Origin of the sequence: Mucilaginibacter sp. Bleaf8 (assembly GCF_018390515.1) — a bacterium.
GTDB lineage: Bacteria > Bacteroidota > Bacteroidia > Sphingobacteriales > Sphingobacteriaceae > Mucilaginibacter.
In genome coordinates, this window is sequence record NZ_JAHBBK010000009.1 from 42,814 (window position 1) to 67,976 (window position 25,163).

Annotated in this window: 22 protein-coding genes; 11 read left to right on the forward strand and 11 right to left on the reverse strand. The window is 43.5% G+C overall.

Annotated features, from left to right (window positions below; all coding sequences use genetic code 11):
* Window positions 1-80: 80 nt before the first annotated feature.
* The 6 genes from KHS38_RS21610 to gyrB all read right to left on the reverse strand — a co-directional run bounded on the left by KHS38_RS21610 (window position 81) and on the right by gyrB (window position 10,553).
* A complete protein-coding gene (locus KHS38_RS21610; protein WP_249665520.1) occupies window positions 81-2,246 on the reverse strand; it encodes a sensor histidine kinase in 2,166 nt (721 codons plus the stop codon).
* A 65-nt stretch (window positions 2,247-2,311) separates the two neighbouring features.
* On the reverse strand, window positions 2,312-4,627 hold the full coding sequence (locus KHS38_RS21615; RefSeq protein WP_213490909.1) for an Rv1355c family protein: 2,316 nt from the start codon (window positions 4,625-4,627) through the stop codon (window positions 2,312-2,314).
* Window positions 4,628-4,699: 72 nt separating this feature from the next.
* The gene (locus KHS38_RS21620; protein ID WP_213490911.1) at window positions 4,700-5,509 is read right to left on the reverse strand and encodes a hypothetical protein; all 810 of its coding nucleotides are present in this window, start codon (window positions 5,507-5,509) and stop codon (window positions 4,700-4,702) included.
* A 252-nt stretch (window positions 5,510-5,761) separates the two neighbouring features.
* Complete coding sequence (locus KHS38_RS21625) at window positions 5,762-7,669, reverse strand: DUF294 nucleotidyltransferase-like domain-containing protein (protein WP_213490913.1); 1,908 nt, start codon at window positions 7,667-7,669, stop codon at window positions 5,762-5,764.
* Window positions 7,666-8,370 carry a 3'-5' exonuclease gene (locus KHS38_RS21630; protein WP_213490915.1) on the reverse strand — a complete coding sequence of 235 codons (705 nt, stop codon included), beginning with the start codon at window positions 8,368-8,370 and terminating at the stop codon, window positions 7,666-7,668. The genes KHS38_RS21625 and KHS38_RS21630 overlap by 4 nt, the downstream gene beginning before the upstream one ends.
* 224 nt (window positions 8,371-8,594) lie before the next feature.
* A complete protein-coding gene (gene gyrB, locus KHS38_RS21635) occupies window positions 8,595-10,553 on the reverse strand; it encodes a DNA topoisomerase (ATP-hydrolyzing) subunit B (RefSeq protein ID WP_213490917.1) in 1,959 nt (652 codons plus the stop codon).
* A gap of 148 nt (window positions 10,554-10,701) precedes the next feature.
* Between gyrB and KHS38_RS21640 the strand changes: the two genes are divergently transcribed.
* On the forward strand, window positions 10,702-11,322 hold the full coding sequence (locus tag KHS38_RS21640) for an OmpH/Skp family outer membrane protein (protein ID WP_249665521.1): 621 nt from the start codon (window positions 10,702-10,704) through the stop codon (window positions 11,320-11,322).
* 67 nt (window positions 11,323-11,389) lie between these two features.
* Window positions 11,390-11,869, forward strand: a complete 480-nt coding sequence (locus tag KHS38_RS21645) for a nucleoside deaminase (protein WP_213490919.1) — start codon at window positions 11,390-11,392, stop codon at window positions 11,867-11,869.
* A 64-nt stretch (window positions 11,870-11,933) separates the two neighbouring features.
* On the opposite strand, the gene KHS38_RS21650 is transcribed toward KHS38_RS21645, so the two are convergent.
* The 3 genes from KHS38_RS21650 to KHS38_RS21660 all read right to left on the reverse strand — a co-directional run bounded on the left by KHS38_RS21650 (window position 11,934) and on the right by KHS38_RS21660 (window position 13,276).
* Entirely contained in the window at window positions 11,934-12,326 is a 393-nt protein-coding gene (locus tag KHS38_RS21650; RefSeq protein ID WP_213490920.1) for a hypothetical protein, read from the reverse strand.
* A gap of 261 nt (window positions 12,327-12,587) precedes the next feature.
* Window positions 12,588-12,863: an Rdx family protein gene (locus KHS38_RS21655; RefSeq protein WP_213490922.1), complete on the reverse strand. Its 276-nt coding sequence runs from the start codon at window positions 12,861-12,863 to the stop codon at window positions 12,588-12,590.
* Window positions 12,863-13,276, reverse strand: coding sequence for an RNA-binding S4 domain-containing protein (locus KHS38_RS21660; RefSeq protein ID WP_213490924.1), 414 nt, complete (start codon window positions 13,274-13,276; stop codon window positions 12,863-12,865). Before KHS38_RS21660 ends, KHS38_RS21655 begins: the two co-directional genes overlap by 1 nt.
* 124 nt (window positions 13,277-13,400) lie before the next feature.
* Between KHS38_RS21660 and KHS38_RS21665 the strand changes: the two genes are divergently transcribed.
* From KHS38_RS21665 to miaA, 6 genes are all read left to right on the forward strand, one after another.
* Window positions 13,401-14,219: a 2,3,4,5-tetrahydropyridine-2,6-dicarboxylate N-succinyltransferase gene (locus KHS38_RS21665; RefSeq protein ID WP_213490926.1), complete on the forward strand. Its 819-nt coding sequence runs from the start codon at window positions 13,401-13,403 to the stop codon at window positions 14,217-14,219.
* 120 nt (window positions 14,220-14,339) lie between these two features.
* Entirely contained in the window at window positions 14,340-15,467 is a 1,128-nt protein-coding gene (locus KHS38_RS21670; RefSeq protein WP_213490927.1) for a glycosyltransferase family 4 protein, read from the forward strand.
* Window positions 15,460-16,026 carry an L-threonylcarbamoyladenylate synthase gene (locus tag KHS38_RS21675; RefSeq protein WP_213490929.1) on the forward strand — a complete coding sequence of 189 codons (567 nt, stop codon included), beginning with the start codon at window positions 15,460-15,462 and terminating at the stop codon, window positions 16,024-16,026. Before KHS38_RS21670 ends, KHS38_RS21675 begins: the two co-directional genes overlap by 8 nt.
* Before the next feature lie 63 nt (window positions 16,027-16,089).
* A complete protein-coding gene (locus tag KHS38_RS21680; protein ID WP_213490932.1) occupies window positions 16,090-17,502 on the forward strand; it encodes a CCA tRNA nucleotidyltransferase in 1,413 nt (470 codons plus the stop codon).
* Window positions 17,503-17,544: 42 nt separating this feature from the next.
* Window positions 17,545-18,195, forward strand: a complete 651-nt coding sequence (locus KHS38_RS21685; RefSeq protein ID WP_213490934.1) for an IS1096 element passenger TnpR family protein — start codon at window positions 17,545-17,547, stop codon at window positions 18,193-18,195.
* A 77-nt stretch (window positions 18,196-18,272) separates the two neighbouring features.
* Entirely contained in the window at window positions 18,273-19,187 is a 915-nt protein-coding gene (miaA, locus tag KHS38_RS21690) for a tRNA (adenosine(37)-N6)-dimethylallyltransferase MiaA (RefSeq protein WP_213490936.1), read from the forward strand.
* Here miaA and rfbD read toward each other — a convergent pair.
* A complete protein-coding gene (gene rfbD / locus KHS38_RS21695; protein WP_213490938.1) occupies window positions 19,159-20,019 on the reverse strand; it encodes a dTDP-4-dehydrorhamnose reductase in 861 nt (286 codons plus the stop codon). The genes miaA and rfbD overlap by 29 nt on opposite strands.
* A 24-nt stretch (window positions 20,020-20,043) precedes the next feature.
* Window positions 20,044-20,634: a D-sedoheptulose-7-phosphate isomerase gene (locus KHS38_RS21700; RefSeq protein ID WP_213490940.1), complete on the reverse strand. Its 591-nt coding sequence runs from the start codon at window positions 20,632-20,634 to the stop codon at window positions 20,044-20,046.
* A gap of 611 nt (window positions 20,635-21,245) precedes the next feature.
* On the opposite strand from KHS38_RS21700, the gene porK reads away from it, so the two are divergent.
* From porK to KHS38_RS21715, 3 genes are all read left to right on the forward strand, one after another.
* Window positions 21,246-22,601 carry a T9SS ring complex lipoprotein PorK/GldK gene (gene porK / locus KHS38_RS21705; RefSeq protein ID WP_502887939.1) on the forward strand — a complete coding sequence of 452 codons (1,356 nt, stop codon included), beginning with the start codon at window positions 21,246-21,248 and terminating at the stop codon, window positions 22,599-22,601.
* Window positions 22,602-22,677: 76 nt separating this feature from the next.
* The gene (gene porN / locus KHS38_RS21710) at window positions 22,678-23,832 is read left to right on the forward strand and encodes a type IX secretion system ring subunit PorN/GldN (protein WP_213490944.1); all 1,155 of its coding nucleotides are present in this window, start codon (window positions 22,678-22,680) and stop codon (window positions 23,830-23,832) included.
* A 272-nt stretch (window positions 23,833-24,104) separates the two neighbouring features.
* On the forward strand, window positions 24,105-24,983 hold the full coding sequence (locus KHS38_RS21715; protein WP_213490946.1) for a class I SAM-dependent methyltransferase: 879 nt from the start codon (window positions 24,105-24,107) through the stop codon (window positions 24,981-24,983).
* Window positions 24,984-25,163: the final 180 nt, after the last annotated feature.

The window sequence follows — 25,163 nt, forward strand, 5'->3', positions numbered from 1 at the left end:
CTAAATGTTTAATATATGTTACCGCTATATCTATTAAACCAATCAGGAGTAATATTGCTTTAACCTGTTGCTGCTATTTGTTATAATACTTTAAAAATAATTGGTAAAGTTATCCGAAACTCAGCGCCCTTACTCGGAGAACTGATAATATCAATTGTACCACTGTGCTTTTTAATCGTGTTGTAGGAGATAGACATACCCAATCCTGTGCCTTCACCAACATCTTTGGTGGTAAAGAATGGCTCAAATATTTTTTTCTGCACCAACTCATCCATCCCTATCCCATTGTCTTTCATCACAATATACGCATTTTCCTCATCGCAAGTTGTCTTGATAAACAGTTCACCGCCTGTATTTTCACCAAATTGCCGATGAATAGCGTGAGCAGCATTCGAGATCAGGTTCAGAAACACCTGATTTAATTTACCAGCATAACATTCCACCTTAGGTAAATCTCCGTACTCCTTAATCACCTTTACTTTATTAAGCATATTATTGGCAATAACCAATGTGGATTCCAGCCCCTCATTAAGGTCAGCCAGCGTAAGATCATCCTGATCCAGCCGGGAGAATACCCGTAATCCTTTAACAATCTCGGCTGTGCGGTTTGCGCCCTCACGAATGCCTTTCATCAGATGCTTAACTTCCATGGTCAGGTATTCAAAATCAAGTTCTTCCTTGTAGCTGGCTATCTGCTTCTGCTTCTCGCCCAATGGCGCGTCCGAGAAACCGACTTTTTCGATGGTTTCTATGGCCTCGAAAATCATGTCAATATCGCGACTCAATGGCTTGATGTTAGATGTAACGAAGTTGATAGGGTTATTGATCTCGTGGGCTATACCGGCTGTAAGCTGACCCAGCGATGCCATCTTTTCAGACTCCACCAACTGTGCCTGCGCCTCTTTCAGCTCCTCAAGGGTTTGGTTCAATTCCTCGTTAGCCTCGCTAAGTTCAAAAGTACGTTCATTTACTTTAGCTTCGAGTATCACGTTCTGTTCACGTATAATGCGCTCATTTTCTTGTAAAGCGTGCAAGGCTTCTTCTTGCGACTTCTCCTTTTCGGCCTTAAAAACATTAATCTTATCGGCCAGCGCAAAAGATAGCATTACGGCTTCGAACGCGGATCCTATCAAAAGCGATGAGGCAGTGAACTTGTTATAAGGAATAACAATATTGAAATCTTTCAATACATAAATAACCACACAAACAATAAACACCGACCATGCTATCAGAAAGTACTTGGCCGCCCGGAAACCCCGGAATGCTATTGTTATCGCCATAATCATCACATATATGGCACTCAACATGGCTGCTGCCAGTATAAGCGTATAACTGGTATTAAAATATCCGCCTAACGCAAAACCAATCTGAACAAGATAAACGGCCCAAAACACGTAAGATACCTTATACAGAACCGGCGTATATTGTTTAGCTGCAAGAAAGTTCTTAGCAAACTCAATTGCAGCCAAACCTATAGCAGCAGAGGCGATATAGATGCTTAAGTTGGCAGCCGTAGGATGAGTTGGTATCACGAACCGGAATAAATAACCTTCCAAACATGCCTGGGTTAAGATCACAATCAGCAAGTAGGATACGTAATACAGGTAGTTGATATCTTTTACCGTAACATAGATAAACAGGTTATACAATAACATAACCAGAATAATACCTGCATATATACCGAACAGGATATCGGTCAGCATCGAACTGACCACGGTTTCTTCAAACGTACCTGCATAAACGGGCAGCACCAGCTGTTTATCACACTTAATGTGAAAATAAAAAGTGCCAGATTGGCCCGGGTCAATATCAACTGGATAGATATAATTCTGATGGCGGATAAATCTGGAATTAAAAACCATACTCTGCCCGCTTAGGTTAGAACTGATAACCCTTTCACCTTTCAACTGAAAGAATTCAATCTTGTCAATCAAAGGCTCAGCTATTTGAATACCCAACCTTGCCGTTTGCAGCTGATTACTTATAGTAAACCTGATCCAATAGGAATAAGGTGTAATGCCTAAATTAGGAAACTGGCTTTCAGACCTTTTGAAGTCCTTGGAGCGAAGGGCTTGCTGTAAGCTGATATTCGAGTTAGTATCTACCAACAGTTCCAGCTTATCGCCTATCGAACTTAAATTTCCGTTAAGCTTTACTTCCTGTTGGCTGAATGCCTGCCGGCAAAACAATACCAAAAGGAAGCATACAATATAACACAGTTGTTTATACATGTATCTGATTTGCATGTAAGGCTTATCGCTGCCTTATTTTTCTCATTATTTATACGTAAGGTGTATAAGCCTTAGCAAGTTTACGCTGAAATAAACAGCTCGTTTTTATCTTTTCTTAATGATCGTGGCCCTGTCTGTGCATCTGCAACGGCTACTTTCATCAAAAACACCTCATAACGTTGTGGCCCGTTTGCTATTGGGAATATCTTTAAGAACCGTTCCCTAAGCTTCAGTAAATTTTGACTTTCTTTGGCTGTAAGGTCAACCCCTTTCCCATGTATCAGCCTGCTGAAAAAGAATGCAGGTGAAAGCATGGGATGAACGGCTAAACCTTGCTGGTTGGCCCGAATCCAAGCCTTTTGCACAGCCCGACCAGCCAGTAGCAGTTGCGTGTTACTAAACTCCGGAATGGTAAATAAAACCATGCCCGACGCATTTATAACCGACTTAACCGACATTTTTTTAAAAGCATTACCTTTATTCCATTCGGTAAGCAGCTCAACGGCATTCCAGTCGCCCGCCACTTTAAAGCCGGCTATCTCACCCTGGCTAATATCAACCGATGCTAATTCTACGCCGTCTTTAGTTTGCAATGCTTCATCACGGTTCCACCTTATTTCGTGATAAAATTCTTCGTGTCCAAGTTTGTTCAGAAGGCGCACCTTGTCACATTCGGCAATTATATCAGCCAACTCGGCTAAATTCTGATCATCATCAACGTAAAACATCTCAACACCATCTATTTGGCTTACGTGTTTTAAATCCTCGTAAAACGAAGGGTCCAGCAGCTTACGCTCCCCTACCTTACGGTTGGTAAGTCTGGTGAAAATACCTTTGGCCAAAGCCAGCTCATCAGCACCTGCCGTAGCCACTTGTTGAAAATTTATGGCTGCAATGAGTTTAGCATTATCCTGCACTGGGAATAAGATGACCTTATCCTGCAAGCCTGCTACTGCTGCCTGCAGATGCACATTCTCGATAGCAGTACCTAACGACATGTGCGATCCCATTTCGTGATAATCGCCCCAGGACCATGACCTGTACTTATCATGAAATAAAAGCAAGGTACCATTCTGGTAAAACCATTTCCAGGGCTGGTTATTACCGGCTGATGGTGCAGCCAGGGCAGCATCCATTATCTGGTCAATCTCCTGCGCCGAAGGAATATAAGCAGGGACTTCTATAGTTTCCAGATACGCTTCGGCAGTTTGTTTAACCTGAGCAGCTTGGAGCGGTTGGTGTGGATTGATAGCAATTGCAGTATCGCCTTGCTTTTTTGTTTGCTCGTCTTTTACCAATTCTTCCATATCCACATAGTACCTGCCCGATTCATGAAACTGATCCAGGAGTATCCGGCGACTTACATCTGTGGTAAGCGCGCCGCCCAGCGTTACGGATGATGCCAGTTGCGGCCAGGTATTAATGGATTGTTCTACTTCAAGCATGGATGCTTTTAAGCGGGTAGAAATGGTATCAGCGCCAATCATTTTCAGGATGTAAGGAATCTTATCTTCGTTAGATAAGCCTTTAATACTTTCGGGATTCAGACCATCAGCAAGTCCGTGTAACACGGGCCGGCTTGGTTCCAGATCAAAGCGTTCTACATCGAGCATTCCGCGATCGTTGGTATCCATAATGACAGGTACCTGCAGTTCGCGCGCTTTATAGCGGCTTTGTATTTTGATGTCCAAGCCGTCGCAAACCTCAACCAACAAGTCAAGTTTGCCATCTTTCAGAAAAAACGCGTCAATATTATCGGTGGTCAATCCATCCGAGTAGATCTTTACTTGCAGAAAAGGGTCTATCTCGGCTATCTCACGCGCAGCAATAACTGTTTTATTTAAACCCAAGTTTTGTGTACCTGTACGGATACGATTTAAATTGCTTAATTCGGCCGTATCAAAATCAGCTATACGCAATTCGCCAAACATACGCTCCATAGCCATAGTAAGCGCAATAGATTGCCCGACCGACAAGCCGATTACCCCTACCTTTTTTTGCCTGAGCGCCTGCTGCTCTTCCTTCGTTATTTTATATTGGTTACGGTTGGTACGCACTTCTATAAATTCTTCCTCATCAAGCAAATGCACTAATCGTTTACTCCAGGGGTAATACACCCAAACGCCGTATTCCTGGATATTACGCCCCGCTAAGTAGGCGTTGATAAGCTCAGGATACTCCTGCGGTTTGATTTTCACTGACGGGTTCTTACTTTTAATAAGCTCCTGCAGCTGCCCATAAATCTCATCGTGCACAAACAAAACGTTGCCTTTTTCAAACAACTCTTCAAGTGCTGCTTTACTTGCGGTATCTGATAAACGGTAAATTACCGGCTGATAATCGCCCGAAGCAATGATGTATTGAGAACGGGTCAGATAATTATTGATATTACTCATGAAAAAAATTCGATTAGTAATTAGTGCTTTGTACGTTATTTTAGAAAGGTTTGTTGAATGGACGATCTGCTTTTAAAAAAAGCTGAGGTCTTTAAGGTCAACGGCCTTTTCGAGAAACTTTTTATTGGCAGAGGCAATGGTTTGCGCTAAATCCCATTTATACAAATTAGGGATCTCCAGCTGAAGATCAATGACGATATCTTTATCCTTTAACTTGTCTATCTTTAAATTATTAGGATACTGCCTCATTTCCCATATAGCTGCGCGGTCTTCCTCTTTAGCCAGCGGCATATCCGTTACATTCTTTAGCATCATGGCAGTTGCAACCAAATCCAGTTTGGGGTAATAGAATGTACCTTCATTTCCAACCTCATGAATGAGCTCCATCCCGGAGTTGACCACCGGTTTAACCGTGTAAGGTGCACATAGTGCAAAGAGTGAATGCAGTCCGATTTGGGTACAAAGGGCAATGCCGGTACGGATAAGTAGTGGGCTGCCGATACCGAAACCAGCCAGCTCGGGCGAATTCCATAAACCGCAAATCTCGCCGGTACCTTGCTGGGCATATTTCCATACTATTTCAAATATCTTGTTATCCATAGCGCCAGTGGCCTCTTCAATGGGCAGTGGTTGCGTACCGCCGGCAACATGCACCCGGGCGCCTCCATACACTTGCTCCCCATCAAGCGACTCTACAACGATTACAAATGCAGCCGGGTTGTACTGCCACTCGTGCCTGGAAGATGTAACTTTAGTGACCCCGATACTGGTCAAAACGTTGGTATGCCCTTCAATAAACAACTCACAGGTACGAGGTTCGTCTATTGCTCTAAATGCCCTCAGCCGAAGATGTGGCTTCTCAGGGTTAAGGTTGTCATTCATCGAAAAATCATAAAATAGAAGATGAACTATAAGGCCACCGTACTATATCCGGTGGTTCACTCTATAGCGCGCCCAAATTTAAAGCTTATCCTGATGTATGTTGTAATGGAATAAATTAAATTCTTATGAAGCTAAAGCCACATTTAGTAAGCCTAATTAGTTTCTGTTAACTTCTTAATTACAATCAGATCGATAAAGTAAACAAGATTTCAAAATCTCGAAAGCACAGAAACGAACCAAGCCAGCACGAATTTACCCTAACACATTGTTGGTAAATTCTATTCGTATACGCGCCTGGAAGTTGCCGATAATTTTAAAAATTTCCTTTAATGCCACCCGCTCTATTTTCGTCAGCCCGCTGATATCAATGTAATTGTCCGGATTAATTTTATCGCGTATAATCTGCACGGCCTGTTTTTTCAATCGCATATTCATCAGGAAATAATAAGATTGGGAAAGCTCGTGATACTCAGTTTCTGAAAACACCTCCTGCTTGCGCAAGGCCTTTAAACGCTCTCCGGTATTTACCTCAAATATTCGGTACTTAAGAGCGTAAACGCGGGTGAGGTCGACAATGGGTGTCATGGCTTTTTTAATGTCGAATACCTCCCTGCTGCCTTTGGTAAAGGTGCGGATGTTATTGAAGAAAGTAAGAGGCGGCTCGTACTGCAGGGCGTTTTTGGCCATACTGAAAAACAGCTTTCCCATAGGTTTTTGCAGTTCATCGTTCAGGAAAACCTTCAGCTCATCGAATATAGCGGCTTCGCCGTACACCAGCCTGCAATCAAAGAAGGTGGAAAACTTAATGGCTGTTTCAGGAAGAGCATCAGCCATCCAGGCCGTATAATTACGTTTCCAGTGCGAAAGGGAATGGGTCCACTTAGGGTTTTGCGCCATAAAACCACCGGTGCAATACACAAATCCAATTTCATTAAGGCGGTCGGATACCTGCTGGGCAAATTCCAGAAAATAAGCCCGCACCTCTTCCCGGTGCTCGTTGGCTTTATCTTCGTAAATAATCGCGTTATCTTGATCGGTCTTGAAAGTTTGCTCTTTACGCCCTTCACTACCCAAAACAATGAACACAAATTTTGCAGGTGGTTTACCTACGCTTGCGATCACATTCTCTATCACCTTTTGCGCAATTGTATCTGCTATGGTTGTAATTACCTGATTGGCAATTTCGGCATTAACGCCCCGCTCCAACAATTGATTTACAAACTGCGGTACCGATTCCCATTTGCGTTTCAACTCATCATCCGAAACAGCCGACTTTACCGACTGGATGAAAACCAAGGGGGACTGTGCCTGCTCGCTCAACAATTTATTACGGCTCAAAAAGCCGATGTACTCATTATCTTTTCGTACAAGCAGGTAGCGCGTTTTGGTACTAAACATCATCAGCACCGCCTCATATACGTAGGCATCTACGTCAATTGCCACAATTGGATTTGCCATAACAGTACTTACCGGATCGCGCGCATCGCGGCATTGGGCAATTACATGATCGCGCAGGGTAATATCAGTGGCATAACCTACTATCTGCCTGTTTTGATCGGTTATAAACAGGCAGCTTACTTTGTTGGCCGCCATTAGGCGGGCCGCTTCAAATGTGGGCGTATCACCGCTGCATTGTACAATAGGGCGATACTCGATGCTTTCTATTTTGCGTGAGTATAATTGATCGGCCGCCAGGTAGCTTTCTTCAAAAGCAGCAGGCTGCTTAAAAAAATGCACAAACTCCTCGTTCTGCATCCTTTTGCCAAACTCAGCAGTAAAATACAGGAAGAAATCCTCATAGGCTTTGCAAAGCAACCTGAAGTCTTTGCGATGCAGAAAATACACAACCGTTCCTTTTTTGGCGATTACTGTACGTAGCGATTGCCTGCGGTTGAGCAATACCGATACGCCACCATAACAAAACCCCGGACTATGATGCTCCAACAGGCGCTTGTTTTGCATGCTATCATAAAAAAACGACTCGTATTCGCCTTTTACAATAATATCCACGCCTTTAAGCCTGGATACTTCCTGTTCGTAGATGATCTTATCTTTATTGTATCTTATTTCCTGCAACTGTTCAGCCACGCCTTCCAAAACATCAAGCGGCAATAAGTTGAAAGGTGCAACCTGTTGCAGGTGCTTTACGCGTTCATTCATAAATGACGATTGGCTATCAAAATAATAAGTACCAGAACAATAAATGAAACAGCCAAACTCAGCATTGTACCAATAGCGGTCTTGATACTTTTCACTGTAGTTTGCTGCTGTTGATGTATACTTCTTTCGGTTATTTCCCGTCGGTTCAACAGCTCAAAAAAGCAGTCGGCAGTAGCCTGCGCATCAGCAGCTGCATCATGTTGCTTTTCCTGTGGCTTATAAAATAAGTAAGCATACAAGTCACCTAATCGCAAGCTTCGTTGCATAGGCGTCCAGGCGAGCTGGGTAGTGGCTGTCATGGTACAAAACATCGGCAGGTTAACCAGTGGGTTATCAATTCCGGCCCGGTAAAAGTCGGCCCCCAGGATATGATAATCCAACTGGATGAAATGGCCGATCACTAAAGGCTGATATTGATTCAGATCAGCTGCGAGCATAGCAATAACATCCTTTCTTACCTCTCCTTTTACAGCCAGAAAGCCAGGATTGATACCATGTATCTCCATCGCCTTAGGCGTAATAAAGAAATCATCATTCCGGATGTAATGATTTTCGCGCTTAACCTCCTGCCCGTCTTTAGTGTAAACAATCCAGCTCACCTGCACGGCAGAAGGCCAGTTGCCTTCAGCCGAGTACGGCAGTTTCCAATTCACCGGCAGCCCCGATGCCTCGGTATCAATAAACAGTAAATAATCGTTCACGGCTTTACTAATTAGTGTGCCGCCAAATCAGCCCGAACTATTATAATCAGGTAAGGAAGTTATAATGGGTTAGTTAAGCGCAATTCAGCTTTGCAAAATACTAATTATATACAAATATGAAATGTTTTGGTTCGCCCCTTTATTACTTAAATACAGATTGCATTTTAAACAGAAATGCCCTGCTATTACAGCAAGGCATTTCTGTTTGTATTTGATTGATAATATTATGCATCAATACGTGCATACTTAGCATTCTTCTCAATAAACTCACGGCGCGGTGCAACTTCATCACCCATTAGCATAGAGAAGGTATGGTCGCACTCGGCAGCATTTTCAATGCTGGCCTGACGTAAGGTACGGGTATCCGGGTTCATAGTAGTTTCCCACAACTGCTCGGCGTTCATCTCACCTAAACCTTTATAGCGCTGTACGTGCACGCTATCTTCTTTTCCGGCACCTTTAAGGCGCTGTATAGCGGCGTTACGCTGCTCATCATTCCAGCAATATTCAAACTCCCTGCCTTTTTTTACCAGGTAAAGCGGCGGCGTGGCAATGTAAACGTAGCCATTCTCAACCAGCTCTTTCATATAACGGTAAAAGAAGGTTAAAATCAATGTGGTAATGTGTGAACCGTCCACGTCAGCATCCGTCATGATGATGATTTTATGGTAACGCAGCTTGGTTAGGTTCAGTGCCTTATTATCTTCCGGTGTACCAATGCTTACACCCAGGGCGGTAAACATGTTCTTGATCTCTTCGTTCTCGTAAATCTTATGCTCCATGGCTTTCTCCACGTTAAGGATTTTACCCCTTAAGGGCAGGATTGCCTGAAACTCACGTGCACGGCCTTGTTTGGCTGTACCACCTGCAGAGTCACCTTCCACAAGGTAAATCTCGCATTTTTCGGGATCACTGTTAGCACAATCGGCCAGTTTACCAGGCAAGCCAGAACCGGTCATGACGCTTTTGCGCTGCACCATCTCACGTGCCTTACGGGCAGCAGCACGTGCAGTAGCTGCCAGTATTACCTTGTCGATAATCATACGCGCCTCTTTCGGATTTTCTTCCAGATACATGCTCAGGATTTCGCCTACAGCAACGTTTACCGCACCGCTCACCTCATTGTTACCCAATTTAGTTTTGGTTTGGCCCTCAAACTGCGGTTCAGCTACTTTCACAGACACAATAGCGGTTAAGCCCTCGCGGAAGTCGTCACCTGAAATATCTATTTTAACATTTTTCAGTAAGCCTTCTTTTTCTGCATACGTTTTCAGCGTACGGGTTAAGCCCATACGGAAACCCGTTACGTGCGTACCACCTTCAATGGTATTGATATTATTTACGTAAGAGTGTACGTTCTCCGAATAAGTATCGTTGTACTGCAACGCCAGCTCAATAGGCACGCCCTGCTTAGTACCTTCTACATAAATAGGTTCAGGAATAATAGGAACACGGGTACCGTCCAGGAATTTAACAAACTCCTTTAAACCGCCTTCTGAATAAAATTCTTCGATACGGAAGTTGCCTTGTTCATCAACATCACGCTCGTCAGTTAATACCAGGCGGATACCTTTGTTCAGGAAAGCCAGCTCGCGTAAACGGGCGGCTAAGGTTTCATATTTATACTCTAAAGTAGTAGTAAAAATCTCCGGATCCGGTTGAAACCACTGGATGGTACCGGTACGGTCTGACTCGCCGATTGCTTTAACATCAAACATCGGCTTACCACGCTCATACTCCTGGGTAAAGATTTTACCTTCGCGGTGTACTACAGTTTTTACATGGGTTGACAGGGCGTTAACGCAGGAAATACCCACACCGTGCAAACCACCTGATACTTTATAAGTGTCTTTATCGAATTTACCACCGGCGTGTAATACGGTCATTACAATTTCCAGTGCCGATTTATTTTCTTTGGTATTGATACCCGTTGGGATACCGCGGCCATTATCTTCAACAGTAATGGAGTTGCCTTCGTGAATAATAACTTTGATATCGGTACAATAACCGGCAAGGGCCTCGTCAATCGAGTTATCCACAACCTCATATACCAGGTGGTGCAAACCTTTAACACCGGTATCGCCAATGTACATGGATGGCCGTTTACGAACAGCCTCCAGGCCTTCTAAAACCTGAATGTTGTCGGCCGAATAATTCGATTTATTCTGATTTTCTTCGCTCATATTTATTTGAATAAATAACTAACAAATATACGGAATTTACAGCAGTTTTACGCTATTGTGGAGAATTAGACCGGTCATTATCCAGCAATTAAAAACATTAGGATACTTGAGGTTAAGTTTTATATTTGTGAAATTTTTTTAAGTTAGCATGATGAAAACCCCTGTTTCGATTTTCACTAAAATTACTTTAAGCCTATTGGTAGCAGGCACCCTGGCCGCTTGCAACAACAACAAAACCGAGGATAAATCGGCTTCAACTGCTTCAGCCCCTGCTGCAACCAGCACAACCGGTACGGAGAGCAAAGAACAAATTGTTTTCGTTAATCAGGATTCCCTGTTATCAAAATATCAGTACGTTAAAGACATGACCAGCCGCCTGGAAAGCAAAGGCCGCTCAGCACAAAACGATGTTGGTGCACGCCAGCAGGCTATACAACGCGAAATTGCCGAGTACCAGAAAAACGCTAATACCATGAGCGCCGATCAGCGTGCCGCTACCGAGCAGCGCCTGCAGCGTAAAGGTCAGGAGTTTCAGCAATACAGCCAGAATGCGGGCGCACAGGTACAAAACGATCAGGCTAACGAACAGGTAAAACTGTATGAGAAGATTTCCGACTTTATGAAAGCCTATGCCAAAGAAAAAGGTTACAAAATGATTTTAACCTACCAAAAGGGCAACGCAACCATGTTGTATGGCGATCCGTCACTGGATGTAACTGCCGAGGTAGTGAAACGCCTGAACGACGAGTATAGCAAAAACAAAAAATAAAAACTGTTTAAATAGATAAATCAAAACCTCAACCCTACAGTTGAGGTTTTTTTATGGAATATAATTTATGAATACAGAGCACCACGATAAATTTATGCGGATGGCCATTGCGCTATCTGAGCAGAACGTAGCACAAGGCTTAGGCGGTCCGTTTGGTGCCGTAATTGTTAAAGACGGCGAAGTGATTGCAGCCAGCGGCAACAAGGTTGTGCCCAGCAACGACCCTACGGCCCATGCCGAGGTATCAACCATCCGGCTGGCGTGCCAGAAACTGGGCACCTTTAGTTTGGAAGGATGTGTAATTTACACCAGTTGTGAGCCTTGCCCTATGTGCCTGGGCGCTATTTACTGGGCACGCCTGGATAAAATTTATTATGCAAATACCAAAAGCGATGCAGCAGAGATTGGCTTTGACGACCAGTTTATTTACGAAGAATTGGACCGCCCGATGACCGAGCGAAAACTACCAGTAGTGCAGTTATTAAGAGACGAGGCCCTGGGTGCGTTTAAAACCTGGGCTGATTCAACATCTAAAACGCATTATTGATTGAGCTAATAGTAGCATACTTAAAAGAAAAGACCAGCCCGTTGGCTGGTCTTTTCTTTTTTACTCACCGTTTGTTTACTTCTGTTTTTACCAGGCTGATGTATTTCTGATCACATCCGGCAATCTGAACGTAGTAGTTCATGGAATTGCCCGTGTTTTGAATGGTAATTTGATTATCAGACCATAATCCGCTTATGCCAACCGGCTTTTTTACCGGGCGCTTCTCTTCATCCTCATCCCCTTCATATTCCGCCAACTCTATCCCCATAAAGGTCACGTACACCTCGCCTTTATTATCGCCTTTCTCCAGCTTAACCTTGCCTTTGTAAACTTTACTGTTCATATGAAAAGTATAAGCGTATGCCCCATTCAGCTTCCTGATCTGCACGCTCAAATCACAGGCTTTTGTTTCACCATCGGCTGGAGCTGCTTTGTAGGTACCGGCTATTTCAGGCATTGTTTGTTCAGCCTGAATTACCAATTCGTGTATAGGTATCAAGGCTTCTCTGCATGGCGTTAAAAAAGACGTGCTTCTATTCGCCAATGTGTGTTCCTTATAAAGGGCATCATTCGCTTGTGCTGCAATACTTGTTATCCATATTGCTAATAGCATTATCCCCTTGAAAGAGTAGTAAAACCTATTTTTGATGTACATAAATCTCAGTTAGAATTAGTCAGGCTCACTACCTTAATCCTATTTACAATATTCCAAAAACGCTTATCTGTCTGAATGGCCCAAACTTTTGTCAGGGTTCACTACATCGCGAACCAACTGTTTTAGTTCTTTGACTTCGGGAAACCGGCCGGCTTGCTTGCGGTTGAATATCTCCTGCCCGTTTACCCGGACAATGTAACTACCGCTTACTTCACTGGGCTGCAGCAGTACGCCATGTAAATCTTCGGTAAAGGTAGTGAGCAGTTCTTGCGCCATGTAAGCGGCACGCAGCATCCAGCCGCATTTAGGGCAATACTCAATGCTGATAGTCGCCTTCATTATTCCTCTTCAGGATTAGGTGCGGTAAAAAAGCCACCCTGCAGGTCGTCAATCTCCCGCCGGTCGCGCTTAGTGGGGCGCCCGGTGCCCCGGTCGCGACGTAGTACCGGCGAATGAAACATCGATTTAAATGAGGTGGTTTGTTCAACCGGTGTCTGATCTTCGTAGAAGTTCACGGCGGTTTTGGCATCTACCCGGTTTTCCAGCAAACCGGTTACTTTTACCACCTTGCGTTCCAATCCTTTAGATACATGGTATACCTCCCCAATCTTCACTTCATGGGATGCCTTTATGTTTTGCCCATTCACTTTAACACGCCCCGCCTTACAGGCATCGGCCGCCATAGTACGGGTTTTGAAAATGCGGATGGCCCACAAATATTTATCTATTCTTAGTTTTTCTTTTTCTGGCATGTACTTAACAATATTTATAATTGGCTTACTTCACAACACCTGTTTACAGCAGGTTGTGTGACCCTGGTAAGCTAAAGCTGCAAATTTCCCTAAAAATCCCTTAATTTGCGAAAAATTTAAACTAATGCCCGCTACTTTAAAAAAGCTGATCGAAGATGCCTGGGACGACCGGGACTTATTAAACAGTAATGAGTACGTTACTGCTATAGAAACTGTAATTGACCGCCTGGACAAAGGTGAAATGCGTGTTGCCGAAGTAATTGCCGGCCGCTGGCACGTAAACGACTGGATTAAGAAAGCCGTTATACTGTACTTCCCTATCATGCAAATGGAAGAGATCAAAGTTGGTCCGTTTGTATTTCATGATAAAATGAAACTTAAAACCGATTACCGCAAAGCTGGTGTACGCGTAGTACCTCACGGTATTGCCCGCTATGGTGCTTTCCTGGCTAAAGGTGTAATCATGATGCCATCTTACGTAAACATTGGTGCTTATGTAGACGAAGGTACTATGGTGGATACCTGGGCTACGGTAGGTTCATGTGCGCAGGTAGGTAAAAACTGCCACTTGAGTGGCGGTGTTGGTATTGGTGGTGTATTAGAGCCTGTACAAGCCGCTCCTGTTATCATCGAAGATAACTGTTTCCTGGGTTCGCGCGCTATAGTCGTAGAAGGCGTGCACGTAGAAGCCGAAGCGGTATTGGGTGCCAACGTGGTATTAACTGCTTCAACCAAAATTATTGATGTAACCGGCGAAACCCCGGTTGAATATAAAGGCCGCGTACCTGCCCGTTCAGTAGTAATTCCTGGTTCTTACACCAAAAAATTTGCTGCCGGCGAGTACCAGGTACCTTGCGCGCTGATTATTGGTAAACGTAAAGAATCAACCGATAAAAAAACATCATTAAATAGTGCACTGCGCGATCATAACGTAGCGGTGTAATTTAATGCGATATTATACTTCGTGATTGCGAGGTACAAAGCACCCTGGGTAGTTGTTAAAACTTCAGCTCGGAGATTGCTTCGTACCTCGCAATGACGTTTTGGAGTAAGACTGGATAAAATGAAAATAGGATACGATGCCAAACGTGCTTTCCTGAACAATACCGGGCTGGGTAATTACAGCCGGTGGCTCATCAAAGTGATGGCAACATACTATCCTGAACATCGCTATTACCTTTATACACCTCAAATTAAACCAAATAGCCGCCTCGATTTTTTGGCACGGTTCAAGAACCTACAAAGTATTGTACCTTCCTCTAAACTGCTCAGCTCCTGGTGGCGAAGCAGCGGGATAGTCAAGGACTTGAAGCGGGATGAGATAGAGCTATATCATGGTCTCAGTCATGAACTCCCTTTCGGCATACGTAAAAGTGGCAGTAAAGCTGTGCTTACCGTACATGATTTGATCTTCCTCCGCTTCCCGCAATATTATAGCTGGTTCAACCGAAAGATATACACTGCGAAACTGCGGTATGCCTGCAAGGCGGCCAACAGTATAATCGCTATCAGCCAGCGCACTAAAGATGACCTGGTGGAACTATTGCACGTAAGCCCAACCAAAATAGAGGTGATTTATCAGGGTTGCGATCCTGCTTTCAGCCTGCACCAGCACGAGGCCCATAAAAAGTCGATCAGCAAAAAATATAACTTACCCAAAAAGTTCCTGCTTTGCGTAGGTACTATTGAGGAACGGAAAAACCTGTTGGTACTGGTTAAAGCTTTACTGCATACACGCATCAGCATGCCGCTGGTAGTAGTGGGCAAACCTACACCCTACCTGGAAAAAGTGAAAGCATTTATTGATGCCAACCAGTTAACCAGCCGGGTGCAATTTTACCACGAAGTAAGTTTTGCCGAATTACCCACACTATACCAACTGGCAACCGCATTCGTTTACCCATCCAGGTACGAAGGTTTTGGCATACCGGTATTGGAAGCATTAAAATCCGGCGTACCGGTGATTGCTGCCAGCGGCTCTTGTTTGGAAGAGGCCGGAGGGCCGGACGGCCTATATTTTAGTCCCGACGATGAACAGGAATTGGCTAAGAAAATAAACCAGTTGTGGAGCAGCCCGCCACTGAGGCAGCAGATGATTATCAAGGGTTTTGAATATGGCCATAATTTTGATGATGAAAAACTGGCCGGGCAATTAATGGACTTATATCAAAAAACGATTACCCATGCTTAAAGACGAAGTAAACAAAGCGTTGGAGATTATACAGCAAGGCGGCATTATCCTCTACCCCACTGATACCATATGGGGCATTGGCTGTGACGCCTCTAATACCGAAGCTGTAAAAAAAATATATCAACTCAAGCAGCGCGATGAAGCCAAGAGCATGATTATACTGCTTGATACCGAAAACAAACTGGAAAGCTACGTGCAGGATGTTCCGGCCATTGCATATGATCTGATCGAGTTTGCCGAAAACCCGCTAACACTGGTGATGCCCCAGGCAAAAAACATCTCGTCCGCGCTAATCAATACCGATGGCAGCATCGGCATCCGCGTAAGCAAGCATCCATTTTGCCAGCAGTTGATACAGCGTTTGCGCAAACCGCTGGTATCCACCTCGGCCAACATCAGCGGGCAGCCTTCGCCGCAAAACTTTTCGGAAATTGCTGAAGAGATCATTGCCGGTGTGGATTACGTAGTTGATATCGACCAGCATGATATGACCCGGAAAAAGCCGTCTACCATTATGCGGTTAGAGCCAAGCGGCCGTTTTGAATTTATCCGTCGTTAATTTTGGTATTATAGCTACCTTTGCGCCCTTATTCAACCTGCTTACAGTTTGAACTTAAAATCAATGGAAAACCACCTGCAACACCCTATATTTCCGGTTGTATCTAAACTGGCAGCCGAACTTAATGTACAGGCATTTGCTATAGGCGGTTTTGTGCGCGATATTTTTTTAAAGCGCCCATCAAAAGATATTGATATTGTGGTGGTCGGTAACGGTATTGCCTTTGCTGAGGCCGTGGCAAAAAAGCTGCAGGTCAAGGTTTCGGTTTTTAAAAACTTTGGTACAGCCATGTTACGCTACCGCGATGCCGAAATTGAGTTTGTGGGTGCACGTAAAGAATCCTACCGGTCAGATTCACGCAAACCCATTGTGGAAAACGGCACGCTGGAAGACGACCAAAAACGCCGTGACTTTACCATCAACGCCCTCGCGATAGCCCTGCACCCCGACCAGTACGGGCAACTTATCGACCCGTTCGATGGCATGGCAGATATGGACCATAAACTGATTCGTACGCCATTAAATCCGGAAGAAACTTTTTCTGACGACCCCTTGCGCATGATGCGGGCCATCCGCTTTGCAACCCAGCTTAATTTTGTGATAGACGATACCGCCATCCAGGCCATTAAGCTGAATAAAGAGCGAATCCGCATTGTTTCTATGGAGCGTATTGCAGATGAGTTGAACAAGATCATTTTAGCGCCGCTGCCTTCCATCGGCTTCAAATACCTGTTTGATACCGGCATGCTGCAACTGATATTTCCGCAGATGGCTGCCTTATATGGTGTAGATTACGTAAACGGACGTGGGCACAAGGATAATTTTTACCACACCTTGCAGGTGCTGGATAATATAACCACTACAACCGGCGACCTGTGGCTGCGCTGGGCTGCCATATTACATGATATTGCCAAACCTGCTACCAAGCGTTATGAACCCGGCCACGGCTGGACCTTTCATGGCCACGAAGACCGCGGTGCACGCATGGTACCTAAAATATTTGCACAACTTAAGCTGCCGCTCAATGAGCACATGAAGTTTGTGCAAAAGCTGGTTCAACTCCATATGCGCCCTATTGTACTAACGCAGGAAATTGTGACCGACTCGGCCGTGCGCCGTCTGTTATTTGAGGCAGGTGATGACATAGAAAGCCTCATGCTGTTATGCAAAGCAGACATCACCACCAAAAATGAGTACAAGATTAAAAAGTATCGCCAGAATTTTGAGCTGGTTCAGCAAAAATTAAAAGATGTTGAAGAGCGCGACCGTATCCGCAACTGGCAGCCGCCCGTTACCGGAACGGATATTATGCGTATTTTTGGTTTAAAAGAGGGCCGTGAGGTTGGAATTATCAAAAACCAGATACGCGAAGCGATACTGGAAGGCGAAATTCCGAACACTTACGAGGCTGCCCTTCAATATACAATAGCCAAAGGAGAAGAAATTGGCTTAAAAGTTGTGGCAAACACAAATTAAATTTCAAACCGTATTTTTAACTATTAAAATCAACCTATACAAATGGCCATCTACAGGTTCAGAGTTACTTTTGAGGATTACGATGATGTAGTAAGGGAAGTTGATGTGAAGTCAACGCAAACCTTTGCTGATTTACATCTGGCTATTCATCAATCCATAGGCTATAACCCTGATTATTCTTCTTCTTTCTATATCAGCAACGATCAATGGACCAAGGGCGAGGAAATTGCTTATAAGCCAAGCCAGCGCAAAATTGACCGCGGCGTTGCACTGATGGAGAATTCCAAACTGAGCAACTTTATTGACGATCCGCACCAAAAGTTTTACTATACCTCTAACTTTGACCGCCCGTTTGACTTTCATGTTGAATTGGTGAAAATTTTGGACGATGCACCGGGCGTGGTATACCCAACCACCTCCAAAACCGTAGGTGAAGCGCCTAAACAATTTGGTAACGTATATAACCCGACAGTAGTTCCGCCAACCAATGAGGACTTCGATTTCCTGAATGAAATGGAGTATACCCCTGAGGATACGGAAGACTTTGAAGAAGTACCAGGATCGGGTGCAGCTGCAACTGATGAGGAAGAGAGCCACGAGGAAGAAGACGAGTTTGGCAATGAGTTTTCTGATAACGAAGGTTTTGAAGATGAAGACAATGGCCGTCGTACCGGCCGTGATGAAGATTATTAATCTGACACTTAAATAAACACAAATGGTTCATGGTTGTGGGGTAAAGATTACGCCATAGCCATGAACCATTTTTTATAATGAAACATTTAGTTGTTATAGCCGGACCAACAGCCATCGGTAAAACTGCCGCAGCTATCGTATTAGCCCAACATTACCAAACGGAAATCATTTCGGCCGACTCACGGCAGTTTTTCCGTGAAATGTCTATCGGTACGGCTAAGCCCTCTCCCGCGGAACTGGCTGTTGTGAAACATCATTTTATTGATTCGCACTCCATTCAGGAACTGGTTAGCGTAGGTGATTTTGAAAGGCAGGGATTGGAACTGCTGAACGAATTATATCAAAAGCATGATGTGGTCATTATGGCCGGAGGCTCGGGCCTGTACATTAAAGCTATATGCGAAGGCTTTGACGACCTACCTACTGCCGAGCCCGGCATACGGGAAAAATTAAATGCACAACTTACCGAACATGGCATTGGTTATCTACAAGAGCAACTGAAAGCGGCTGATCCTATTTATTTTGAGCAGGTAGATCAACACAACCCGCAGCGGCTTATTCGTGCGCTGGAAGTTTTTGAGAGTACCGGAAAGCCTTATTCATCTTACCGCAAAGGCAGCCAGCAGCAGCGACCGTTTAATATCATCAAAATTGGATTAGACATACCTCGCGAACAACTTTATGAGCGTATAAACCATCGTGTGGATATGATGGTAGCACAGGGGCTTTTGGATGAGGTCAAAAGCCTGCTCTCCCATCGCCACCTGAACGCACTTAATACGGTTGGCTATTCTGAAATATTTGATTATTTAGATGGAAAAATCGACCTGAATGAAGCCATTGAAACGATTAAACAGAACACCAGGCGCTTTGCCAAAAGGCAACTCACCTGGTTCCGAAAAGATACCGGCATACAATGGTTCCAACCTGCCGATATTGAGGGCATGCTGGCTTACATAGATACTAAGCTTGCTGAACAGCCAGCTTTTTGATACACAGCTCCAGACTGTCGCGCCAGTAAGGTATCTCGATGCTAAAGTTTTGCTTGATCTTAGCCTTATCCATTACTGAATACGCCGGACGGGTTGCTTTGGTTACATATTCAGCTGTACGCACCGGATACATCCTGATGGATGTATGCGAAATATCAAACACGGCCTTGGCAAAATCATACCAGGAGGTTACCCCTTCGTTACTGAAATGATAAATACCATATTGGCCTTTATCGCCGGCAATCATAGCAAAAATACTTTTCGCCAGATCAATGGCATAAGTAGGCGTTCCTACCTGATCAGCAATAATCTTGAGTTCTTCTTTTTCCCTGCCTAAGCGCAGCATAGTTTTTACAAAGTTGTTCCCATACTCTGAATATAGCCAGCTGGTGCGGATGATATAATGTGCTGGCAGGGCTTCGGCAATAGCCAGCTCACCCTCCAGTTTGGTTAGCCCGTACACATTAATTGGATTGGTTTGATCAGCTTCACTTAACGGATGAGGTGAGTTTCCCTCAAATACAAAGTCGGTTGATACATGGATGAGCACAGTGTTGTGCTTTTTACATGCAGTGGCCAGGTTGGCAGCACCGTCTTTGTTCACCCGGCGTGCCTCTTCCGTTTCGTCCTCGGCCTTATCAACAGCCGTGTAGGCAGCACAGTTGATACAGTATGCAGGTTGTTGTTCTGCAAAAATCGACTCAAGCGCGTCAGCTTCCGAAACTGTGGTTCCGGGGAAAAAACTAACATCCTTAATATGCTGCTCAGCAACCACTTGCTTTAAACACTGTGCCAACTGGCCTGATGAGCCGAAAACGATAACTCTTTGCATACAATCAGAAAGGTAAAATAAAGACTATTTATTTTTTAAGTGACCAAAAAGCTCGTCCTCCACCAGGTTGCAAATGATATGACCTATCAAAATATGCGATTCCTGAATTCGAGGCGTTACGCCGGATGGTACCTTAATGCAAATATCGCATAAATCGGCCATCTTTCCGCCACTCTCGCCGGTCCATCCAATAGATTTCACACCGCGGGCTTTGCATATTTCCAGCGCTTTTAAAATATTGGGGGAGTTACCAGATGTTGATATGGCAATAAAAACATCACCCTCATTACCATGCGCCTCTATCTGGCGGGCAAACAAGCGCTCGTAACCGTAATCGTTACCTATGCCGGTAAGTATGGATGTATCAGTTGATAATGCAATAGAAGGAATAGCCGGCCGGTCAAAATTAAAACGGCTCACAAACTCGCCCGAAATATGTTGTGCATCAGCTGCACTCCCGCCGTTTCCGGCAAGCAACGTTTTGCGCCCGTTCTGGTAAGCTGTAATAATCATGCGGGCAGCAGATTCAACTTGTTGCAGTAATATATCGCTACTTAAAAGTGCCTGTTTTACTTGTATGGAAGCCTGAACCTGTGATTGAATAATAGATAACATGTATATAGGATTGAAAAAGACAAGCGTTTAAGCGCTTGCCCAAAGTTAAGTTTATTACCAACAAAATGAGCTTATGATAGTTTAACTACCCTCAATTTTTATTAGTACACTTTTAATTACACATCCACCAGCTATTAACTAATATAAATAAGCAAATACTACTCATATTCAATAAACCTAAGTAATAATATATAACCCAAACCTAAATTTACATGTGATAGCTATTGAATTAGAATAACATTTTAATTCTTAATTAACCAAAACATAGTATTTATGATATTTTATAATATTTAGCGGCAACCAAACATTTTCTTACTATTATTGTAATAATAAACACTATTTTTTCGTTAACTTGCAAGTAATAATGCAGTTTAGCGTTCTGCTTTGTGAGGAATACAACCCTGAATGAACGTCTATTTACACGATAGACAGAGATGCTTTTTAACATAACTTTAAGTTCACATTGATGATAAACACACATGTTAACTTTCGGCATCTGTTGACCAGCGGGGTGTGCTTGTTTATTATGATTTGAAAGGGGCAGAAGTAAAGTAGTTACTCTTTAGTCAACTTAATATATATTTCAACTTGAATTATAATTTCACAGGTCAATGAATATCAAACTCTCACACATTGCGGTCACATGTTCAGCAGCACTGCTTTTTACAGCTTGTAAATCAAACAAGCGTTTGTCTGACATGTACAATGTGCCTTCAATAAGGCCAAGTGCACAATCGCTTAACTCCATGGCTCCTCCCGGAATGGTATTTGTACCTGCCGGTACTATCATTGATAAAGATGTAGTAATGCCGATGGACAGCGGTATGAATAGCGATACTGCTAAAAAGACAGTAACACTGAGCGCTTTCTTTATGGACCAAACCGAGGTAACCAACAAGCAGTACCGCACCTTTGTGGACTGGGTTGCCGATTCAGTTGCTATTACTGATTACTTAAAGGATGAAAAATACTTTCTGAAAGTAAAAGCCCTTAAAAGCAAAGCCGCACCCAACTTTGTGGCCGATTCTACTAAACGTATTGACTGGACTAAAGTAGATGGATCAACCCCATTATGGAAAAGTAAAGATCCGGCCATCCAATCCAAGTTGATGAATAAACTGTATACCATGGTTAATGGCCAGCCTATGCTGGTTAGCGACCTGGCAAAATATTCATTTACACACCTAACAGCAGATCCGGGCGGCAAATCCAAATATATTACTGAGTACGTTGCCGTATTGCCTGATTTGAAAGTTTGGTCGAAAGACTTTCCGAATGCGCAGATGGAGGTAATGGACAATAACTATTACACTAACCGCGGCTACAATGAATATCCGGTGGTAGGTGTAAGCTGGAAACAAGCTCGCGCCTATACTGACTGGAGAAGCAAAACCATACACCGGTTAATTGGCCCGAATTCACTAATCAATACGCTTAACCTGCAGTTTAGCCTGCCAACCGAAGCACAGTGGAAATACGCTGCTTCAAAAGAGGTAAAACCGGAGGATATGGACAAGCTGGCTTCGGTAGAAGTAAAAGAGAAAAAGAAAAAAGTGAGCAAGGCTGCTGTTAACTTTAAACAGCAGGAAGGCGATTACGGTCAGGATGGAGGTACATTTACCCTACCTGTAAAATCTTATGCACCAAATTCTGTAGGTGTTTATAACTTGTTAGGTAACGTTTCTGAATGGACTTTAGATGCCTTTAGCCCATCTTACCAGGAACTGGTGCATGACTTAAACCCCGTTTTATTATACGATGCTAAAGATACCGACAGCGAAGTAATGCGTCGTAAAGTAGTTAGAGGCGGCTCATGGAAAGATAATGCAGCGCTGTTGACACCATCAACCCGTAACTATGAGTTGCAGGAAGTTGGCCACTCTTATATCGGTTTCCGATGTGTTATGGCCGCTCCGGATATTATCCTGGAACAGTCAAAAACCAGAAAACTTGCCAGCAACAAATAGATAGCATATTAATGTAAGTATAGCGTTTTTAAGATTTACATCCTGAAAACACCACTCACTTAACACACGACACAACATGAAAAATTTAGCTTATAAAGTTTGTGTATCTGCATTTTGCGCATTAAGCATTGTAGCAACCTGCACTACTGCCGATGCTCAAAAAAGATCGAAGAGCAAAAGCACCAAATCGCGCACCACTAAGGCAAAGCGTTCAACTTATTACAACGATCCTCAAAGTAATTATACTGCACCTTCAACGGGAGCAACAAGCACACCTGCTAATACAGCTGTTACCGACTCGTTGGACATGTTGCCGGTAGACAGTATCGTTCCGGTAGATGGTTTTATGAAAAACACGGCGTTTAGTAATGCTAAAGCTTTTGCCTATCCTTCAGTAGAAAGTACCAACGTAAAATTCTATAAACGCGTATGGCGCGATATTGACACCAAGGACAAAAAGAACTACCTGTTTGACGCCCCGGGTGCAACCTTAGCGGATATTGTTATGGAAGGTGTAAGAACCGGTAAGCTGAGCGCCTATGAAGCCAGCATGACCAATAGCGATAACACCTTTGCCAGACGTCTAACTATCAGACAAGCGCTATCAAAACTACAAGACAGTGCCATGGTTGACCAGTTTGACCAAGATGGTAACAAAATTGGCTCTAAAATGGTATTGAATGATTTTAACCCTGAAAAGATCACCAAATTTAGAGTTAAAGAGGATGTATACTTCGACAAAAAACGTTCGGTTGTAGTAACCCGCATTATTGGTATTGCACCATTAATGAGCTTACAGGCCGGCGGTCAGAACATTGGCGAATCGCCAGCGTTCTGGTTATACTTCCCGCAATGCCGTAACTTCTTTGCCGGCAAAGACGTGTCTGACCCGGATCGCAACTTATATGATACCAGCATGGACGACATTTTTGTACAAAGAAGATACGCCAGCACTGTTGTTAGAGCAAGTGGCGCTAATGGTAATACTACCACAGCAAGTGCTTTTGCACAAGCCGGCGTTGCAGCTGCTCCGAGTGCAGAAGATGCAGCTAAGGAAAAAGAAGAAAACGCCAAACAGGTAGAAGCTAAGATTCAAAGCTACAAACAAAACCTGTGGCAGTATAAACTGCAAACAAAAGCAGAAAAAGAGAAAGCCAGCAAAAAAGAAAAGGCTGCTAAAGATGCTAAGCCAGCAAAGGCAGAAAAAACTGATAAAACAAAAGCTTCTTAACTAAGAGTTATTATAAATAAAAAAGGAGGATTGATATATCAATCCTCCTTTTTTATTTATAATCATTTAACACTATGCCTAATCTATTGACCTACAAAGCCTTATTAAATAATTATTAACTTTTAAAATATACAATTACAAACTAAGAAACCTCGCAATTTATTCCTATATTGTGTAACAAATTTACATTTAACTCGTACCAGTGTCTACTATTTACTCATAAGAAATAAGACGTTATTCACAATTTATTACATTATACCTACAAGCGATTTATGATTGATATTAGCCCATTATTAAAAAACGGCGCAAAATTCACAAATCAAGGGCAATACTATGAGTTTCCAATTTTAAGGCGATCTGAAGGCCTGGAAGCTAATGCCTATTACTTTGGCAACGAAGAATGGGCCGAAGAATATTTAACCTATTGCCATCGCAGCGATACTTTTAAAAGCCGTTGGCTTGCTGCTACAGGCGATTGGACAGGCAAGACAGTAATTGATATAGGTTGCGGCCCGGGAAATATATATGCAACGCTTAAGGATGTTGTGGGTAAACCTGAACATTTGATTGGCGTAGATGTAGCACCAAACTCACTTAAATTTGCCGCGGGTTTGGATTACACACCTGTTTTAGCTGATGCAAACAACTTACCTTTTAAATCAGAAATTGCAGATATTGTGGTTTTAAATGCCACCTTACATCATTGCGAAAACATGGATTCTGTACTTAAAGAAGCAGCACGGCTAGTAAAGCCAGGCGGTGTTTTAGTTACAGACCATGACCCGCAATTTACAGCCTGGAACTATAAAGGCGCAGCGAAACTATTATGGAATGCCAGATTGCTGTTGTACCGGATTACTGGTCATGGATTTCACAAAACGTCAGAGCAGCAAAAATGGGGCTTGGCTTGTGAATTACACCATAAACCGGGCGATGGTGTAAAAAGGGAAATGTTTGAAAGCATATTGGAGCCGCATGGCTTTCAAGTAAAAGTATATCCACATAACCATGACTTAGGCATGGAAGTACTATCCGGTAAAAGGGGAAAAGCTGAGTTTAAATACCGGCTTGGGAATATCTTATCAGGCCGAAATCCAGAGTCGGAACGAAGTGCCCTTACATTAATGTGCGTGGCACAAAAAGTAGCCTAAACACTTTTAAATAACCATAAAAGCCCGACTGCATAACAGCCGGGCTTTTTCATTTACTTGATATACTGATTGAATTCTTTGTGTTTGATTTCATGCTCGGGCAGTGAGCGGAAGTACTCATAAGTAATCCGGAGCCCTTCCTGCCTGGATACCTTCGGCTCCCAGCCCAGTATGGCTTTG

Coding starts and splice junctions, on each gene's coding strand:
- KHS38_RS21610 (WP_249665520.1), bottom strand. CDS start 2,246: ATGCAAATCAGATACATGTATAAACAACTGTGTTATATTGTATGCTTC.
- KHS38_RS21615 (WP_213490909.1), bottom strand. CDS start 4,627: ATGAGTAATATCAATAATTATCTGACCCGTTCTCAATACATCATTGCT.
- KHS38_RS21620 (WP_213490911.1), bottom strand. CDS start 5,509: ATGAATGACAACCTTAACCCTGAGAAGCCACATCTTCGGCTGAGGGCA.
- KHS38_RS21625 (WP_213490913.1), bottom strand. CDS start 7,669: ATGAATGAACGCGTAAAGCACCTGCAACAGGTTGCACCTTTCAACTTA.
- gyrB (WP_213490917.1), bottom strand. CDS start 10,553: ATGAGCGAAGAAAATCAGAATAAATCGAATTATTCGGCCGACAACATT.
- KHS38_RS21640 (WP_249665521.1), top strand. CDS start 10,702: ATGATGAAAACCCCTGTTTCGATTTTCACTAAAATTACTTTAAGCCTA.
- KHS38_RS21645 (WP_213490919.1), top strand. CDS start 11,390: ATGAATACAGAGCACCACGATAAATTTATGCGGATGGCCATTGCGCTA.
- KHS38_RS21650 (WP_213490920.1), bottom strand. CDS start 12,326: ATGCCTGAAATAGCCGGTACCTACAAAGCAGCTCCAGCCGATGGTGAA.
- KHS38_RS21655 (WP_213490922.1), bottom strand. CDS start 12,863: ATGAAGGCGACTATCAGCATTGAGTATTGCCCTAAATGCGGCTGGATG.
- KHS38_RS21660 (WP_213490924.1), bottom strand. CDS start 13,276: ATGCCAGAAAAAGAAAAACTAAGAATAGATAAATATTTGTGGGCCATC.
- KHS38_RS21665 (WP_213490926.1), top strand. CDS start 13,401: ATGCCCGCTACTTTAAAAAAGCTGATCGAAGATGCCTGGGACGACCGG.
- KHS38_RS21670 (WP_213490927.1), top strand. CDS start 14,340: ATGAAAATAGGATACGATGCCAAACGTGCTTTCCTGAACAATACCGGG.
- KHS38_RS21675 (WP_213490929.1), top strand. CDS start 15,460: ATGCTTAAAGACGAAGTAAACAAAGCGTTGGAGATTATACAGCAAGGC.
- KHS38_RS21680 (WP_213490932.1), top strand. CDS start 16,090: ATGGAAAACCACCTGCAACACCCTATATTTCCGGTTGTATCTAAACTG.
- KHS38_RS21685 (WP_213490934.1), top strand. CDS start 17,545: ATGGCCATCTACAGGTTCAGAGTTACTTTTGAGGATTACGATGATGTA.
- miaA (WP_213490936.1), top strand. CDS start 18,273: ATGAAACATTTAGTTGTTATAGCCGGACCAACAGCCATCGGTAAAACT.
- rfbD (WP_213490938.1), bottom strand. CDS start 20,019: ATGCAAAGAGTTATCGTTTTCGGCTCATCAGGCCAGTTGGCACAGTGT.
- KHS38_RS21700 (WP_213490940.1), bottom strand. CDS start 20,634: ATGTTATCTATTATTCAATCACAGGTTCAGGCTTCCATACAAGTAAAA.
- porK (WP_502887939.1), top strand. CDS start 21,246: ATGAATATCAAACTCTCACACATTGCGGTCACATGTTCAGCAGCACTG.
- porN (WP_213490944.1), top strand. CDS start 22,678: ATGAAAAATTTAGCTTATAAAGTTTGTGTATCTGCATTTTGCGCATTA.
- KHS38_RS21715 (WP_213490946.1), top strand. CDS start 24,105: ATGATTGATATTAGCCCATTATTAAAAAACGGCGCAAAATTCACAAAT.